This window comes from Sagittula stellata E-37, from assembly GCF_039724765.1.
GTDB classification, from domain to species: Bacteria; Pseudomonadota; Alphaproteobacteria; order Rhodobacterales; family Rhodobacteraceae; genus Sagittula; species Sagittula stellata.
Genome location: NZ_CP155729.1, coordinates 3540994 through 3556956, shown reverse-complemented (window position 1 = coordinate 3556956; position 15963 = coordinate 3540994). Strand labels below are relative to the sequence as shown.

The following is a 15963-nucleotide window of genomic DNA, read 5'->3' as shown; positions in this document are numbered from 1 at the left end:
GTAAGACATGACCACTGCCCCCGTGGAGGAGCGGGTGACGCTGGACGATCTGACCCGCGATCCCTATCCCATCTATCGCCGCATGCGTGCGGAGACGCCGATCGTCGATGTGCCCGCCGCGCGGCGCATCTTCCTGACCAAGGCCGCCCACACCCGCATGGTGAAGGATAACGCGGAGCTCTACAGTTCCAACGATCCGAAAACGCCGATGGAGCGTGCCTTCCAGGCGCACACGCTGATGCGCAAGGACGGGGACGAGCACCGCCGCGAACGCATGGCCATGCAGAAGGCGTTTTCGCCCAAGGTCATCAAGACCGACTGGGCGGCGCTTTATGCGAAGATCGTCTCCGACTACCTCGACCGGCTGCCGCGTGGCGAGACGGTGGACCTGTTCAAGGACCTCTGTGGCCCGGTCGCGGCGCGCATCCTCGCCCATATTCTCGGGCTGGACGAGGCGAGCGATGCCGACATGCAGCGCTGGTCGCAGACGCTGATCGACGGCGCGGGCAACTTCGGTTTCCGGGACGAGCCCTTTGCTAAGTCCGACACGGCCAATGCCGAGATGAACGCCTACTTCGATTCGATCACGGCACGTCACGTGGCGGAGCCGAACAACTCTGCACTGTCGATCATGCTGAACGCCAAGGACCCAATCCCGCAAAGCCAGATCTACGCCAACGTCAAGATCGCCATCGGCGGCGGCATCAACGAGCCGCGCGATGCGCTGGCGACGATCCTCTACGGCCTGCTGACCAACCCCGACCAGCTTGAGGAGGTGCGGCGCACCGAGGCATGGACCGACGCCTTCGAGGAAGGCGTGCGCTGGGTCGCGCCGATCCAGGCGTCGTCACGCAGGGTGATGCAGGCGCACCAGATCGATGGCATCGACATTCCCGAGGGCGTCACTCTGATGACGATCCAGGCTTCGGCCAACCACGACGAGGACGTCTTCGAGGACGGGCACCTGTACAACGTGTTCCGGGCCAAGGCGCAGCATCAGGCCTTTGGCAACGGGCCGCACCATTGCTCGGGCGCGCAGGTCGCCCGCAAGACTGTCGGAGAAATCATGCTGCCGATGATCTTCGAGCGCTTCCCGAACATGACGCTGAACAGCGCCGAGGATGTTGTCTGGAGCGGCTTCGGCTTCCGGGGGCCGCTCAACCTTCCGGTCACACTGAACTGAGGACTGATATGGTCAGCATCATTTTCGTCCACGCGGACGGCACGAAAAAGCAGGTCGAAGCCGCGCCCGGCACCTCCGTCATGCAGGCGGCGCGCGACAACGGCATAGACGAGATTATCGCCGAATGCGGCGGCTCCATGTCCTGCGCCACCTGCCACTGCTATGTCGACGAGGCCTGGACCGACCGCACCGGCGAACGCAGCGACACCGAGGAAGACATGTTGGACTTTGGCGAAGCCGAGGTGCGGCCGACATCGCGTTTGTCGTGCCAGATCGAGGTATCGGAGGCGCTTGACGGACTCATCATCCATCTGCCGGAAGAGCAGGGATAAATCACGGACCGGGGAACAGGACGGCCACTCAGGGAGGACCCAATGAAGACGTTGAAGACACTGTTTGCAGGCACGGCGTGCGCGCTGGCCATGACACAGGGCGCCTCGGCGCAGGAGGTGCAACTGAACCTGCACCAGATGCTGCCGCCGCAGGCCTCCGTGCCGCAGGAAATCCTGCTGCCGTGGATCGAAAAGGTGGAGGCCGATTCCGATGGCCGCATCAAGATCGACCATTACCCGTCCATGCAACTCGGCGGCGTGCCGCCGGAGCTTTACGATCAGGCCGTCGACGGTCTGGCGGACATCATCTGGACGGTGGTCGGCTACACGCCCGGCCGTTTCCCGTCGACCGAGGTGTTCGAACTGCCCTTCATGGTCGAGGACGCCCGCGCCGCGTCCTGCGCGTACTGGAAGATGTACGAAAACGACATGGCCGACGGAGAGTTCGCGGATGTGAAGATGCTTGGCACCTGGGTTCACGGGCCGGGGATGTTCCACACCAATGACCCTGTGCAGACGCCCGAGGACCTCGTCGGGATGAAGATTCGCGGCGGGTCCCGTCTGGTGAACCAGCTGCTTGAGGCCGCGGGAGCCGAACCTGTCGGGATGCCGGTGCCGGCTGTGTCCGAGGGCCTGTCCAAGGGCGTGATCGACGGTACGACCATTCCATGGGAAGTGACGTCGGCCCTGAAGGTTCCGGAACTGGTGAGCAATCACACGGAATTCGAGGGCCCGGCGCTCTACACGCTGACGTTCGTTCTGGCGATGAACAAGGACGTCTACGACTCCATGCCCGAAGACCTGCAGAAGGTCATCGACGACAACTCCGGCTTGAACTTTTCGGTCTTCGCCGGCGGGACGCAGTCGGATGCCGATGCCCCGGCGCGGCAGGTCGCGGTTGATCTTGGCAACAACATCATCACCGTGGCGGAAGACCAGACCGGTCCGTGGCGCGATCTCGTGCAGCCGATATACGACTCCTGGATCGCCGATCTGGACAGCAAAGGCATGGACGGTCAGGCGCTGATCGACGAAGCGAAGTCGCTGATGGAAGGTGAGTGCAAGGGCGCGACCGGCGCGCTCTGATGTCCTGACCGGAAGGAACTTGGGGCGGGGACGATGTCCTCGCCCTTCTTCGTTGGTCGCGCCATGTGTCAGATCAGCAAGCCTGCGGCCCCTTCGTGACGCAGGAGCCAGACTTTCGTTTCGACCCCTCCGCTGGCGGAGAAGCCGCCAAGACCGTTCGTCGCCAGCACTCGGTGGCATGGCACGATGACGGGCAGGGGATTGCCACCGCACCCCCGGCCAGCGGCCTGTGCGGAGACGCCAAGCGCTTTGGCCATTTCCCCGTAGGTGATCGTTTCGCCAAACGGGATCGCGGCCATGAGGGCGCAGGCCTCGGACTGGAAGGGGCTTCGGTCTACGAACCATGGCAAGTCAAACCGCGTAAGCCGCCCTGCGAAATACGCTTCGAGCTGCGAAGCGGCTTCGCGCAGGAGAGGCGTGGCCTCTGCCGCGTCTGATGGTCCGTCGCACCAGCCGCAGGACACCATCACCCCCTCCGCTTCGACCAGCCTGAACGGGCCTGTGGGTGTCGCGACTGTCAGTTGCGCCATGTCGGCTCCCTCTGTTCCATTGCCTCCGCCGACAGTGTCGTCGTCGCGCGGCACCACCGCAAGCCATCGGCTTTCCCCCGGCATCACTTGACGCTATGAAACTGGGAACACGCGGGGGACGATCATGAGCAAACCTGAACTGGCACGGATAGAATCCTCGGCGCCCCGGCGCATGATCGGGGTGGGGGCGATGCTGCTGCTTGGGGGGCTTCTGCTCTATATCGCCTTTGCCCAGCCGCCCGAAGCCATGCTGTGGCGGGTGTTCCTTCTGGTGCTCGGCGGCCTGACGCTCTGGTTTTCCTCGCGGATGTGGGTGTCGACCGGCCATGCACTGATCCTGACCGACGACGCGCTGACCGACAGCGATGGCACGATCGTCGCTCGGCTCGACCAGATCGCGCGCGTCGATCGTTCGATGTTCGCGGCAAAACCGTCGAACGGCTTCCTGCTGATCCTCAAGGAGCCTGCGCCGCGCGCTTGGCGTCCCGGTCTGTGGTGGCGGCTGGGCCGTCGCGTCGCGGTGGGGGGTGTCACTGCCGGGTCCGCCACGAAGCCGGTTGCCGACATGATCTCGGTCAAGCTTGCATCCAAGGACTGAGGAAAAGCGAAAGGGCCACGCCCGATGGCGCGGCCTTGTTTTCTTTTCATGCCTGGGGGTTATGCCCCTGAGAGCCAATCCCAGAAGCTCCACCCGCCGCCGCCGCCGCCGCCACCAGAGCCCGAAGACCCGCCGGACGATCCGCCGCCAGAGTTGCCGCCGCCAGAGTTGTTGTTGCTGTTGCCCGAGTTGTTGTTGCCGCCGCCAGCGCTGGCCGATCCTTCCCACACGACCTGCGAGGTGTAGCGCGGGCTCGTGAAGCTGTAGGTCGCGATCTCGAACGGATCCAGGCCCACCTTGAACACCGGTGCGTAGTTGTCCCAAGTCTCAACCAGGATAAGCTGTTCGTTGTCGATCGCGGGCGGCAGGCGGTCGAAGTAGTCGGTCAGATCGGCCTGCTTCAGCCGGCTGCGTGTACCGTAGGCGTCCGACCAGACCAGATCCCAGTCGTTGTGTCTGGCGTCGTATTGCACCACCGATGCGCGGAAGTCCGTGTCCTCCGAGGTCGAGTGGATCAGAGCGCTCAACAGGTTGCGGGTGTTCCGGATGTAGGTCTCGTCCAGCGGATCGGTCTCGCGCGAGATCATGTCGCCGATGACGTAGTTGGCCTTCTGGTTGATGCTCTGCTGGTGGAAGGCATCGAAGTAGACCCAGCCGACCCCAAACAGCCACAACAGGGCGGGCAGGAGAATGATCGACTCGACGTTGGCATACCCGGTGTCGTCGCGGGTGAAACGTCTCAGCGGGGCGGGGAGTATGGAACGGAACATGTGCATCACTCCTCAGCTGGGTTCGTTCACGAATGCGTTCATGGCGACAAGACCAACGTAGCCGGCGTCATCTTTCGGCAGGGCCGCGTTCAAGGAACTGATGAGGGTCAGGGGCTTGAACTTGTAGCAGGCGCGCAGGAACATCATCTCTCCGCCCTTGCCGTTCTGGAAGTTGCGCTGCGGCGTGACGGGCAGAGAGTTGTCGTAGCAATCGACGCCTTCCGGCGGATCGGTCCAGTCGCGGATGTCCAGCACCACCATTTCCAGATGCAGCGTCTCCAGACAGCTGGGCAGGATCTGGGCCCGGTTGCAGATCGCCTCTTTCATCTGGGCGTGCGTGTTGGGGCCGGTCCCCAGCTTCACGTCGCGCACGGTCTGGTCGAGCGCACGTTCGAGCACCGTGCTGCGGACAGTGATCGTGCCGAGTTCGACAGACGAAATGATGAGAAGCAGAAAGATCGGCATCCACAATGCGATGGGCACGACCATCGAACCGTCGTCTTCGGCGCGAAACCGGCGCAGGAAAGAGAGCTGGGGGCGAAACATGGGCTTGGCCTCGGTTGTAGTACGGGTGCGGGTCGCCTTTGGGGCATCCTGCGGCGGGGGGCTTTCAGTCTTCGGCCGGCGGGGGCACCGGCCCTGGGGTCATTCGGTCAGGCGCAGTTCGACAACCACGTCGGAGATCGAGCGGAATGTATCGACAAGCTGGTTGCTGGACACGTTGTAGTAATGCGACGCCGACGACGCGCAGTTGCGCATGGCGTTCAGTCCGGCCTGCGGTGCCTCCACGCCGATGGTGAAAATGGTCACATCCTGCTGCTTCGCCTTGGCGCAGATCGTCGCGAGGTTGGTGTTGGCCTGTGACGCGTCCACGGTGGTTTCCCACGAGTAATACGCGTTGTAGTAGTCGTTGTAGCTGGCGCGGCCGTCCATATAGGCCTGCCAGTACCAGGCGTTCGCGTAATAGGTGGTCTTCACGTTTCCGAAGAGCTCCTGCCATGTGAGGCGGACCGGCGGATAGTTGGAGCAGTCGTCATTGGCGCCGGCAATGCCGTCACCGTCCAGGTCGAGCGTGCCGTAATCCATCCCGAGGACGTTTTCGATCAGCGTTTCCTGTCCGGCGTTGTGGCCGGCGCCCTTGTAGCTGGAGCATTTGGCCTTCGTCGTTTCGGAGTCGCCGTCCACCACCGCCACACCGTTCACCATCTGCGCGGCCGTCCTGGTCACCCAGCTGTAGGGGCCATTGCGATAATTGTTGCGGCTGGCGTGCGGCCAATAGAACACGTCGTTCGAGTCGCCGTAGTTGTCCTTGACCCGGATCGAGTAGCGGTCGTCGCCCTTGCCGGGCGTGCCGTGATCGTCGACCCAGACGTCCGACAGGGCGTTCGGGTTCAGCATCCAGGGCTTCAGGTTGTACTCTTGCGTGTTCTCGCCGTCGGTCATGACGACGACGAACTTCATCGTCTGCGTCCCGTAGTCGGAGGGGCGATAGCGGGCGGAAGACGGCACCAGACCGTCGGCCTGCATGTCGCCGATCACCGGGCGCGCGGCAGGGTCCAGCAGTGCAAGACCCCACTTCATGCCGAGATCGATGGCGGTATTGCCCTGCGCCTCGAAGCTGTCGATCACGTCCGAAAGGTAATCGGCATCGGAGCTATGCGGCACGATCGCGAGGTTGTTGCCCTCGGCGCACCAGGGGGCTGTCAGGTCGGGAGAGTTGCCGCTGTAGTCGTAGGGGTCGAAGTGGGCGAGCTGTTCCAGACCAGCGTTCGGGTCGATGGACAGAGAGTTGTAGTCAGACGATTCGAAGATCGCGCAGGAGGAATAGTTCTGCCACCGGTCGAGGTTGAACCGTTCCGACAGGTCGTCGCCCAGGTTTACAGTCGCGTTGTAGGGTATCAGCGAGACGGTCACGCGACTGTTGTCGCCGCCTTCGCCCAGCACGGCATCCACGAAAGCCTTTGCGGCCTCCTTCAGGTCCCTGATCTTCTGGCCCTGCATGGACCCGGACACGTCCAGAACAAGCGAGATTTCCAGCGGGGCCGTAGCGTTCTCGGCAGTTGCGGCACCATAAACGTCGAGTTGGTCGACGCCGATCAGGCCAAGGAAGTGGGAGTTGATGGAGCCGTTGCCCTCGGCCCGGACACGTTTTGCCCCGAGGGAGTCGCCGGTCTGAACGTCGCCCAGCGTGTCCTCCAGCTTCATCGCGCGGAAGTAGTCTTCGACCACGGTCTGTGGATCGCGGGTGTTGCTGAGGTTGGCGGCAGCGAGAACCGCGCGGTCCAGCGTGTTCTGGACCTGGCTGCGTTTCAGTTCGGCGTGCATCATGTCGATGCCGATGCCGCCGAAAACCATCATCACGAGGGAGCCAGCCAAAGCGACATAAGACATGCTTCCGGACGTGTCTGCCCAGAAACGGCCCAGCCAGCCTCCTGTCACGGAATGCGACATGACGGGCTTGGGCGTGTTCCTGTATCTCTTCGTCTGCATCGCGGGCACCTTGGCAAGACGGCCCTGGGGCCGTTGGGAATAGAACCTGTCTGTCCTCTCGGATGCCGCGTTTATGCCGTTCCAAGATGGCTAAATTTGGGCCAATTAAAACGCTATTATCTATACTTTTAAGGGGTTTCTCGGACAAAGCCGTCCCGTCGATGCCGTTGTTTCGGAATGCGCGACGATCAGATGTATTGTATCGTAAAGGTTGTCTATTGATCGCGTAAAAAGTGTGCAAGCGTGGGTCTTGCGGATGCAGTCCGGAAAGTTGTCGGCATTGCGATCCCGCTCTGTCTGCCCAATATGAGCGCAAAGGACCAATCCGGGGGAGGCGGCATGGCACCTGAACCGACATTCCGTGAGTCAGTCGATCTCATGTATAACCGCGCCGTGGCGCTGATGGACCTGCCGCCGGGACTCGAGGAGAAGATCCGCGTCTGCAACGCCACGTACACCGTGCGCTTCGGTGTCAGGTTGCGCGGCAAGATCGAGACGTTCACCGGTTACCGCTCGGTCCATTCGGAACACATGGAGCCGGTCAAGGGCGGCATCCGTTTCGCGCCCGCCGTCCACCAGGACGAAGTGGAGGCGCTCGCCGCCCTGATGACCTTCAAATGCGCGCTGGTGGAGGCGCCGTTCGGCGGCTCGAAAGGCGGGTTGCGGATCGACCCGCGCCGGTACGACGCCGAAGAACTGGAAAAGATCACCCGCCGTTTCGCCTACGAGCTGATCAAGCGCGACCTCATCAATCCCTCGCAGAACGTGCCGGCGCCGGACATGGGCACTTCCGAGCGAGAGATGGCCTGGATTGCGGATCAATACGCACGGATGCACACAACGGACATCGATGCACAGGCCTGTGTGACGGGCAAGCCGCTCTCGGCGGGTGGGATCGAGGGCCGGGTGGAAGCGACCGGACGCGGGGTCCAGTACGCCCTGCGCGAGTTTTTCCGCCATCCCGAAGACCTGGCTGCAGCCGGGCTGTCGGGCCGTCTGGCAGGCAAGCGCGTCATCGTGCAGGGCCTCGGCAACGTCGGTTACCACGCCGCCAAGTTCCTCAGGGAGGAGGACGACGCTCTCATCATCGGCATCGTGGAGCACGACGGCGCGCTCTATGATCCCGAAGGTCTGAACGTCGACGCGGTCCACGAATGGATCTGCCGTCACGGCGGTGTCAGCGGTTACCCCGAGGCGAACGCCATCGCCGACGGCGACAAGGTGCTGGAAGAGGACTGCGACATCCTCATACCCGCTGCTGTCGAGGGTGTCATCAACACGGGCAATGCGGACCGTATCCGGGCGCGGCTTGTCATCGAGGCGGCCAACGGGCCTGTCACCGCCGGTGCCGACGACATCCTGCGCCGGCGCGGCGTGATCATCATTCCCGACCTCTATGCCAACGCGGGCGGTGTCACCGTGTCCTATTTCGAATGGGTCAAGAACCTCTCGCACATCCGCTTCGGCCGCATGCAGAGACGGCAGGAAGAAGCGCGCCACGCCCTGATCCTGGACGAACTCGATCGCCTGGACTCGGCCATGGGCTCCACATGGTCCCTGTCGCCGCTGTTTCGCGAAAAGTACCTTCGGGGGGCCGACGAACTGGAACTGGTGCGCTCCGGTCTGGATGACACGATGCGCGTGGCCTACCAGTCCATGCAGGAGGTCTGGCACACGCGCGATGACGTGACCGATCTGCGTACCGCGGCCTATATCACCGCTATCGACCGGGTCGCGCGGAGCTACGCGGCGAAGGGGATCTGATCGGGGCCGGAGAGGTGCGCGGGTTCTGCGCCGTCATCTCTTGCAGGGGCTGGGCAGGTGGGCCACGCCGGTCGTCCCTTGCTTTGTCGGAGCGGCTAGACGGCTTTCTGCTCTGCTGACCTGCTGCCCTGCGTGATTGGGAGGGCCGTTCGGATCGTGGCTGGTGGACGGGTCCCCGCGATCATTATTCTTCTGCGTTGATCGGGGCGTGATGACGTTTCTTTCCGCGTGCCGACGCTTGCGCCGCAGCCCGTCGGCACTGTGCCATTGCGCGCGTCCGAAGGGACAGTGATCGCGGGCCTTCTTCTAAAATGCGCGGTGAAGTCCGCTTCGGTGCCCCAATCGTGACCGGAGCATTGACCGAATCTTACCCGAGAAAGGGGGCACAACCCGCCACGGCGCAGGCCCTGGCAGACGGACAGGAGACCCCGGGCATGAAAAGGCTCACCCACTTCATCGCCGACCTCGCTGGGGACGAGGAAGGCACCATGACCATCTTCTCGACTTTCATGCTGGTCCTCATACTGGTCATCACCGGGGCGTCGGTCGACATCATGTACCAGGAGGCGATACGGGCGCGGCTGCAGGCGACGCTCGACCGTGCGGTGCTGGCCGCCGCCGATCTCGACCAGCAGCAGGACCCGGTCGCTGTGGTGAACGACTACGTGACCAAGGCCGGGCTGGTCGAGCACCTGACCGATGTCATCGCCACGCCCGGTCTGTACGACCGGACGGTGGCCGCGGACGCAGGCCTGACCCTCGACACCTATTTCCTGCGGATGTCCGGGTGGCAGACGCTGCCGGTCATTGCGGCCTCGACAGCGGAGGAACGTATTGCCAACGTCGAGATTTCGCTGGTCATGGATATTTCCGGCTCGATGCGCTGGAACAACCGGATCACCAATGCGCGCAACGCCGCCAAGGACTTCGTGACCAAGGTCCTGACCGAGGACAGCGCAGGCGTCACCACCCTCAACCTGATCCCGTTTGCTGGGCAGGTAAATCCGGGCGACGTCATGTTCGACTACTTCCGCGGTGTGCGTCCAAAGATCCAGCAGGGCAACAACGGCTGGGGCAACGGCGATCAGGATGCACCGGGGGGGTCGCTTTGCACGAACAACGCCGAGAACGCCGATGAGGGGGCAATCGACCCGTCTTGCACCGATGGCACCGACACCGCGGCCACCGACACCGGCGGCTTCTTTTCGCCCTGGCCCCAGCCCATCGCCAACATCGTGGTCTATTTCGACACCAACGGTGACGACATCTACAACCGCGCCCACAAGATCATCAACTTTCCGGACGGTTCCACGCGGGACATCGACGATATCTATCAGGGCGCCGTGGCCTTCCTGATCGACCGCGACCCGCTGCTGTTCCACCCGGACCAGTTCCTTGGCATCTCGGTCAAGGGCGGTCAGGAGAAGAACCGTTACTTTCAGGTGAAGGGCGACGGCAACGGTCCGTTCAGCGACATCGGCCCGACCAAGAACAACGGAAAGATCCCGGGCGACGTTATCGACTTTGCTTTCATCGACTACGACGCATGGGCGGCCTACTACGTCGCGCCCGTGGCCCCGGTCGAGGCGGTCAACGTCAACATGCCGTCGTCCTGCGTGGAAATCTACGACACGGAGTTCACCAACACCGATCTTCCGCAGTCCGACGATTACGTACCGCACTTCATGTTCTGGCCCTACGTCCGCGAGGTGATGGACTGGGGCTGGTGCCCGGGAGAAGACACGGCGATCCAGTATTATTCCGACGACGCCGCCACGCTGTCTGCCTTCATCGACAACATGAGGATGCATGACGGCACGGGTATCCAGTACGGACTGAAATACGCCCTTGCGCTGCTTGACCCCGCGACCGGAAGCGCGGTGACGGAACTCATTTCCGCCGGACTTGTCGACAGCCGCTTCCTCGGGCGTCCCATCGCCTGGGAGGACGAGGAGACCGAGAAGTTCATCGTCGTGATGAGCGACGGCGCTGTGACCGACCAGTATCGCCCTGTCGATCCCTTTGCTCCACTCAACGGCGAAACGGAGCTTCAGACCCAGGGCAGTGGCAGCTATACGACCTTTTCGACGCGGGGCAACAACCTCGACAATCTGCACACCCAGTGCCAGCTTGCCCGCGACCTAGGTGTCACCGTCTTTGCCGTCGCGTTCGAGACGACAGACGCGGATGCGGATGAGCTTCGCCTGTGCGCCTCGTCCGACAGTCACTTCTTCCACGTCCAGGGCACGGAGATCATCGACGCCTTCGACACCATTGCGCGCCAGATCAACAATCTGAGGCTGATCCAATGAACTCGGAAACCCGGATATCCCGCCTTGGCCGGTTTGCTGGCCGCTTCTGCCGCGAAGAGAACGGCAACTCCACTCTGGAATTCGCCTTCTACTTCTCGATCTTCTTCCTCGTCCTCGCCGCCGGGGTAGAGATCGCCTACATGAACCTTCGTCATGCGATGCTTGAGCGCAGCGTGGACCGGGTGGTCCGCGAAATCCGCCTCTCGACAGGGGAGATACCGACCTACGAACAAGTGCGTCTGAGCATCTGTGATCAAGCGGTCATAGTGGACGATTGCCAGAACAACCTGATGCTCGAAATGGTCGAGGTCGACCCGCGCAACGTCACGATGATGGAGCCGAATCCGGACTGCCGCAATGCCCAGGAGGAGCCGCGCCCGGTGCGCAACTTCGTGCATGGCAAGGACAACGATCTGATGCTCATGCGGGCCTGCCTGAAATACAAACCCATGATGCCGAGCACCGGCTTCGGCAAGGAACTCAATCTGGATACCGAAGGCTACGCGCAGATGATCGTCACCGCCGCCTTCGTGCAGGAACCGAGGTGACCGCCATGAGAACGCCGATGCTCCACAAACTGCGTCGTTTTGCAGGCGACGAGACTGGCAATGTCACCATCGAGACACTGATCTGGCTGCCTCTTCTTCTGACGGTTCTTGCCAGCATGTTCTCTCTGCACGACGCCTTCCGTCAGAAGAGCCTCAACACAAAGGCGGCCTACACGATCTCCGACGCGATTTCACGCGAGACGTCGGCCATCGACGCGGCCTACCTCGACGGCATGCTCGACCTGCTGGAGTTCCTGACGTCGTCCGAAGGACCGTATTCGCTGCGCGTGACGCAGGTGCGCTACGACGCGAACCAGGGCGCTTACATCCGTGACTGGTCGCAGACCCGTGGCTTGTTCAGCGACCTGCGCACCGAAGATCTCGTCAGCCTCACCGACCGTCTGCCGACGTTGCTGCACAACGAACGGGTCATCATGGTCGAGACCGAAACGCAATATGTCCCGCCGTTCGAGTTGCCGGCCCTGAACGAAGCCGACCTGTTCTACACCTATGGTTTCACCCGGCCGCGTTTCGCGCCCCAGATCATCTGGTCGGACAGCTGATCGCGAGCAACGGGGCGCAGGATTTGCCGCCCGCCCGGCCCATCCCAAGCGCTCGTGCCATCATCATCGGCGGTTGAGGTGACGGACACGGCGCCACGATGCGCAAGACGCGCGGGGACGCCGAACTGCTGACCCGCATGAAGGTGCGCCGGAAATGTCGGTTGCGAGACATCGAAAACGCGTGGTTTCCGTTCGACTTTGAGTCGGCGTTCGACCGTGATCTCTCATATTCCGCCTCCTTCGCGGCGCAGGGGAACCTGCCGAAAGTCGAACCCGTGATGGAACCCGGGATGGCCTTCATGCCAATGAGCGGCACCGCGCGGGTGTTTAGGTTCAGGACCCATTGATTTGGTTGAGCGAGCGTGATTCACCGTTCGAAAACGAGCGGTGAACATGTCTGATCTCTACTGGTTGAGCGATGCGCAGATGGCGCGTCTGGAGCCTTACTTCCCCAAGTCGCACGGCAAGCCCCGGGTTGATGACCGGCGCGTTCTGAGCGGTATTATCTTTATCAATCGCAATGGATTGCGGTGGCGAGATGCGCCAAGGGAATACGGCCCGCACAAGACACTCTACAACCGCTGGAAGCGGTGGAGCGATAGAGGCGTCTTCGCCCGGATCATGGCCGGGCTGGCGGGCGAGCATGGTGAGGAGACGACCGTGATGATCGACGCAACTCATCTGAAGGCCCATCGCACGGCGTCCAGCCTGGGCGTGAAAAAGGGGGGCGTGGACGGCTGATTGGCCGGACGAAGGGAGGCATGAACACGAAGTTGCACGCCGTCTGCGACAGCCATGGCCGGCCCATCGACCTGTTCCTGACTGCCGGCCCCGTCAGCGACTACATCGGGGCGCGTGCGCTGGTCGGCGGGCTGCCAGACGTGAAATGGCTGCTCGGAGATCGCGGCTACGATGCCGACTGGTTCAGAGAAGCCTTGCAAGACAAGAAGATACGCCCTTGCATCCCGGGCCGGACGAAACGGAAGACGCCCGTCCCGTACGACAAGCGCAGGTACAAGCGTCGCAACCGGATCGAGATCATGTTCGGCAGGCTCAAGGATTGGAGACGGGTGGCGACCCGTTATGACCGATGCCCAAAGACCTTCTTCTCAGCGATCGCACTCGCTGCGACCGTGATCTTCTGGCTTTGAGAGAGAACGAGTCCTGACCCTAGGTCCTGAGGCGGCGTCACGGACAGGGCGCCTGACGGTTCCACCTTCGATGCTCGGGACTTCAGCGGATTCGCGTGCGCCAGCAGGCCCACGGTTTTCAAGTCGATGGCACGGATCCTTTGGCACGAAATCGCCGACGTCATGGCAGACGTTGCCGCCCGCGGGGAGGCGGGCTAGAACCACTCCAAACTGCCTGCGGAGACGCCTGACATGCGCCAAGCGCTTTTTGCCCTCATCATCGCCATCGGTGCCACGCCCGTCGTGGCGCAGGGCGATCTCGAAAAATGTGCGCAGACCGAAGCCTGGTTCAAACTGGCCGTGGACAGCCGCGTCAGTGGCCGTTCCAAGGCCGACGTGCGCACCGCCCTGCGCGCCGAGATGGAGCGCAAGGCTGCCGATCAGCTTGCCGACTTCGTGTTCACGCTGCCCCCGAACATGCTGACCCCGGCGGTCGGTCAGGCGGCACGCGAACAGTGCGAGCGGATGGACCGTTAAGGCCCGACACCGCGTCTGGTCGCATCTGCCCTGACCGCTCTTGGCACCTTGATAATCGCCCCGCCGCCGGAGGATACTGCCTCCCATGAGTCTGCCGACCGGTTTCCTCGATGAAATCCGCAACCGTCTGAGCCTTGCCGATGTGGTGGGGCGCAAGGTGTTGTGGGATAAGCGCAAGTCGCAACCCGGCAAGGGCGACCTCTGGGCGCCTTGTCCCTTTCACCATGAAAAGACGGCTTCTTTCCACGTCGACGACCGGAAGGGGTATTATTATTGCTTCGGCTGCCACGAGAAGGGAGACGCCATCTCGTTCGTGCAGAAGACGGAGAATGTCGGCTTCATGGAGGCGATCGAAATTCTCGCCACCGAAGCCGGGATGGAGATGCCGGCCCGTGACCCGCAGGCCAAGCAGAAGGCCGACCGCCGGACGATCCTTGGCGAGGTCATGGAGCAGGCGGTCCAGTTTTTCCGTTTCCAGTTGAAGACGCAGGCGGCGACGGATGCCCGGGCATACCTCGCGAAGCGCGGGCTCGACGCCGGTACGCAGGAGCGGTTCGAGATCGGTTTCGCGCCCGCGGGCTGGGATAACCTGCGTCTGGCGCTGACCGGCAAGGGCGTCTCTGTCGAGCACCTCGTGGCCTGCGGCCTGTCGAAGACCTCGGACAAGGGACGCGAGCCCTACGATGTCTTCCGCAACCGCATCATGTTCCCGATCCGTGATGCCCGGGGGCGGTGTATCGCCTTCGGTGGCCGGGCGATGGACCCGGACGACAACGCCAAATACCTGAACTCGCCCGAGACGGAGCTCTTCGACAAGTCCCGCAACCTTTACAATCTGCGCGCCGCACGCGAGGCCACCGGCAGGGGGCAGCCGCTGGTCGTGGCGGAAGGCTATATGGACGTGATCGCGCTTAGCGAGGCCGGGTTCAAGGGCGCGGTTGCACCTCTGGGCACGGCGGTTACCGAGAACCAGCTTCATGCTATGTGGCGGCTGTCGCCTGAACCGATCATCGCCCTCGACGGGGACAAGGCCGGGCTGCGTGCCGCGTATCGGGTGATCGACCTTGCGCTGCCCTTGCTGGAAGCGGGGAAAGGTCTGCGGTTCGCGCTTATGCCCGATGGCAAGGACCCGGACGACCTTATCCGCTCGGACGGGCCGGACGCGGTGCAGACCTGTCTGGATGCGGCGTTGCCGATGGTCGATCTGCTTTGGCAGCAAGAGACGGAAGGGCGCAGTTTTGACAGTCCGGAGCGCCGGGCCGCGCTGGACAAGGTGCTGCGCGAGCGGGTTCAGCGGGTCAAGGACCCCTCCCTGCGACGCCACTACGGGGAAGCGGTGCGGGAGCTGCTGGACAAGCTGTACAACCGAGCCGGCGTGCAACCGGCGGAGCCGTGGAACGGTGGCAACGGCGGAGGATTTTCTGGCGGTTTCTCTGGTGGTTTCGCCGGCGGGTTTTCCGGCAAGGGGAAAGGCGCCAGAGGCCGCCGCAAGTGGAATGCGCCCGAGCCGCCGAGCCCGACCGCCAAGGCCTCCATGCTGGTCGCCCGGGGCGAGGATGCCGAAGTCGTCATGCGGCAGGAGATCGTTCTGGCCATTCTCTATCATCATCCTACCCTTATCGAGGCGTTCGACGGACAGTTGGAAAAGCTGACCCCGCGCGACCCCGACCTGGCCGCACTTCGGGACGTGCTGCTCGATATGGCCGACCGTCCGGAACGCCTTGCCGACGCGGCCATGGAAAGGATCGGGGCGGGGTGGCTTGAAACCCTGCTCGCCGCGCGCCATATCGCGGTGGTTCCATGTATCCGTTCCCAAGGTGCAAAGGACCTCGCGCGGATGACTGTCGCCGAGGAGCTGGCGAAGCTTGAGGCGTACCATGGCTGGCAGGCCGAACTGAGAGAGGCGGAGGAGGACCTCGACGATCTGGCCGACGAAGCCCTGACATGGCGTCTGGCCGAGGCAGCACGGGCGCGTTCGGCGATCGGGCGGCTGAAAGACGATAACGAAGTGGACTTCGAAATCGGGCCGAACGGCGCCCATATCGACCGGGAAGAAAAGAGCGCCCTTGATTCGCTTCTCGCAACGATTCGATTCGATAAAGGGCGTGGATGACGTCACT

General features: G+C 62.9%; 16 protein-coding genes. 12 read left to right on the top strand and 4 right to left on the bottom strand.

The features are described 5' to 3' along the window. Positions 1–7 precede the first annotated feature (7 nt). From ABFK29_RS16910 to ABFK29_RS16900, 3 genes are read left to right on the top strand one after another with little or no spacing between them, the layout of a single operon-like run. Positions 8–1183, top strand: a complete 1176-nt coding sequence (locus tag ABFK29_RS16910) for a cytochrome P450 (RefSeq protein WP_005858798.1) — start codon at positions 8–10, stop codon at positions 1181–1183. Between the two features lie 8 nt (positions 1184–1191). Further along, the gene (locus ABFK29_RS16905; RefSeq protein ID WP_005858795.1) at positions 1192–1515 is read left to right on the top strand and encodes a 2Fe-2S iron-sulfur cluster-binding protein; all 324 of its coding nucleotides are present in this window, start codon (positions 1192–1194) and stop codon (positions 1513–1515) included. Positions 1516–1557: 42 nt separating this feature from the next. Then, entirely contained in the window at positions 1558–2601 is a 1044-nt protein-coding gene (locus ABFK29_RS16900) for a TRAP transporter substrate-binding protein (RefSeq protein WP_005858793.1), read from the top strand. A gap of 68 nt (positions 2602–2669) precedes the next feature. Here ABFK29_RS16900 and ABFK29_RS16895 read toward each other — a convergent pair whose 3' ends face one another. Further along, the gene (locus ABFK29_RS16895; protein WP_040604548.1) at positions 2670–3131 is read right to left on the bottom strand and encodes a methylated-DNA--[protein]-cysteine S-methyltransferase; all 462 of its coding nucleotides are present in this window, start codon (positions 3129–3131) and stop codon (positions 2670–2672) included. Between the two features lie 124 nt (positions 3132–3255). On the opposite strand from ABFK29_RS16895, the gene ABFK29_RS16890 reads away from it, so the two are divergent. Beyond that, a complete protein-coding gene (locus tag ABFK29_RS16890; RefSeq protein WP_005858789.1) occupies positions 3256–3729 on the top strand; it encodes a hypothetical protein in 474 nt (157 codons plus the stop codon). A gap of 59 nt (positions 3730–3788) precedes the next feature. On the opposite strand, the gene ABFK29_RS16885 is transcribed toward ABFK29_RS16890, so the two are convergent. The 3 genes from ABFK29_RS16885 to ABFK29_RS16875 form a co-directional block, all read right to left on the bottom strand. Then, a complete protein-coding gene (locus ABFK29_RS16885; RefSeq protein ID WP_198135707.1) occupies positions 3789–4499 on the bottom strand; it encodes a TadE/TadG family type IV pilus assembly protein in 711 nt (236 codons plus the stop codon). Positions 4500–4511: 12 nt separating this feature from the next. Then, a complete protein-coding gene (locus ABFK29_RS16880) occupies positions 4512–5045 on the bottom strand; it encodes a TadE/TadG family type IV pilus assembly protein (protein WP_005858785.1) in 534 nt (177 codons plus the stop codon). A 99-nt stretch (positions 5046–5144) separates the two neighbouring features. After that, positions 5145–6989: a pilus assembly protein TadG-related protein gene (locus ABFK29_RS16875; protein WP_005858782.1), complete on the bottom strand. Its 1845-nt coding sequence runs from the start codon at positions 6987–6989 to the stop codon at positions 5145–5147. 339 nt (positions 6990–7328) lie between these two features. Here ABFK29_RS16875 and ABFK29_RS16870 point away from each other — a divergent pair, with 339 nt between their 5' ends. From ABFK29_RS16870 to dnaG, 8 genes are all read left to right on the top strand, one after another. Next, a complete protein-coding gene (locus tag ABFK29_RS16870) occupies positions 7329–8753 on the top strand; it encodes a Glu/Leu/Phe/Val family dehydrogenase (RefSeq protein ID WP_040604547.1) in 1425 nt (474 codons plus the stop codon). A gap of 434 nt (positions 8754–9187) precedes the next feature. Continuing rightward, positions 9188–11065 carry a Tad domain-containing protein gene (locus tag ABFK29_RS16865; RefSeq protein WP_050772414.1) on the top strand — a complete coding sequence of 626 codons (1878 nt, stop codon included), beginning with the start codon at positions 9188–9190 and terminating at the stop codon, positions 11063–11065. Then, the gene (locus ABFK29_RS16860) at positions 11062–11613 is read left to right on the top strand and encodes a TadE/TadG family type IV pilus assembly protein (RefSeq protein WP_005858776.1); all 552 of its coding nucleotides are present in this window, start codon (positions 11062–11064) and stop codon (positions 11611–11613) included. The genes ABFK29_RS16865 and ABFK29_RS16860 overlap by 4 nt, the downstream gene beginning before the upstream one ends. A 17-nt stretch (positions 11614–11630) precedes the next feature. Then, on the top strand, positions 11631–12176 hold the full coding sequence (locus tag ABFK29_RS16855; protein ID WP_005858774.1) for a TadE/TadG family type IV pilus assembly protein: 546 nt from the start codon (positions 11631–11633) through the stop codon (positions 12174–12176). A gap of 98 nt (positions 12177–12274) precedes the next feature. Beyond that, positions 12275–12523, top strand: coding sequence for a hypothetical protein (locus tag ABFK29_RS16850; RefSeq protein ID WP_005858772.1), 249 nt, complete (start codon positions 12275–12277; stop codon positions 12521–12523). A 46-nt stretch (positions 12524–12569) separates the two neighbouring features. Continuing rightward, a protein-coding gene (locus ABFK29_RS16845; RefSeq protein ID WP_085983406.1) for an IS5 family transposase occupies positions 12570–13327 on the top strand; the annotation gives its coding sequence in 2 pieces (ribosomal slippage) (positions 12570–12891 and positions 12891–13327; 759 coding nt in all). 231 nt (positions 13328–13558) lie between these two features. Beyond that, complete coding sequence (locus ABFK29_RS16840) at positions 13559–13843, top strand: hypothetical protein (protein WP_005858767.1); 285 nt, start codon at positions 13559–13561, stop codon at positions 13841–13843. A gap of 85 nt (positions 13844–13928) precedes the next feature. Beyond that, the gene (gene dnaG / locus ABFK29_RS16835) at positions 13929–15956 is read left to right on the top strand and encodes a DNA primase (protein WP_005858765.1); all 2028 of its coding nucleotides are present in this window, start codon (positions 13929–13931) and stop codon (positions 15954–15956) included. Positions 15957–15963 lie beyond the last annotated feature (7 nt).

Excerpts from the sequence above, each read along its gene's own strand:
- ABFK29_RS16860 (WP_005858776.1), top strand. The coding sequence starts at position 11,062 with ATGAACTCGGAAACCCGGATATCCCGCCTTGGCCGGTTTGCTGGCCGC.
- ABFK29_RS16890 (WP_005858789.1), top strand. The coding sequence starts at position 3,256 with ATGAGCAAACCTGAACTGGCACGGATAGAATCCTCGGCGCCCCGGCGC.
- ABFK29_RS16900 (WP_005858793.1), top strand. The coding sequence starts at position 1,558 with ATGAAGACGTTGAAGACACTGTTTGCAGGCACGGCGTGCGCGCTGGCC.
- ABFK29_RS16850 (WP_005858772.1), top strand. The coding sequence starts at position 12,275 with ATGCGCAAGACGCGCGGGGACGCCGAACTGCTGACCCGCATGAAGGTG.
- ABFK29_RS16875 (WP_005858782.1), bottom strand. The coding sequence starts at position 6,989 with ATGCAGACGAAGAGATACAGGAACACGCCCAAGCCCGTCATGTCGCAT.
- ABFK29_RS16905 (WP_005858795.1), top strand. The coding sequence starts at position 1,192 with ATGGTCAGCATCATTTTCGTCCACGCGGACGGCACGAAAAAGCAGGTC.
- ABFK29_RS16910 (WP_005858798.1), top strand. The coding sequence starts at position 8 with ATGACCACTGCCCCCGTGGAGGAGCGGGTGACGCTGGACGATCTGACC.
- ABFK29_RS16885 (WP_198135707.1), bottom strand. The coding sequence starts at position 4,499 with ATGTTCCGTTCCATACTCCCCGCCCCGCTGAGACGTTTCACCCGCGAC.
- ABFK29_RS16840 (WP_005858767.1), top strand. The coding sequence starts at position 13,559 with ATGCGCCAAGCGCTTTTTGCCCTCATCATCGCCATCGGTGCCACGCCC.
- ABFK29_RS16880 (WP_005858785.1), bottom strand. The coding sequence starts at position 5,045 with ATGTTTCGCCCCCAGCTCTCTTTCCTGCGCCGGTTTCGCGCCGAAGAC.
- dnaG (WP_005858765.1), top strand. The coding sequence starts at position 13,929 with ATGAGTCTGCCGACCGGTTTCCTCGATGAAATCCGCAACCGTCTGAGC.
- ABFK29_RS16865 (WP_050772414.1), top strand. The coding sequence starts at position 9,188 with ATGAAAAGGCTCACCCACTTCATCGCCGACCTCGCTGGGGACGAGGAA.
- ABFK29_RS16895 (WP_040604548.1), bottom strand. The coding sequence starts at position 3,131 with ATGGCGCAACTGACAGTCGCGACACCCACAGGCCCGTTCAGGCTGGTC.
- ABFK29_RS16855 (WP_005858774.1), top strand. The coding sequence starts at position 11,631 with ATGCTCCACAAACTGCGTCGTTTTGCAGGCGACGAGACTGGCAATGTC.
- ABFK29_RS16870 (WP_040604547.1), top strand. The coding sequence starts at position 7,329 with ATGGCACCTGAACCGACATTCCGTGAGTCAGTCGATCTCATGTATAAC.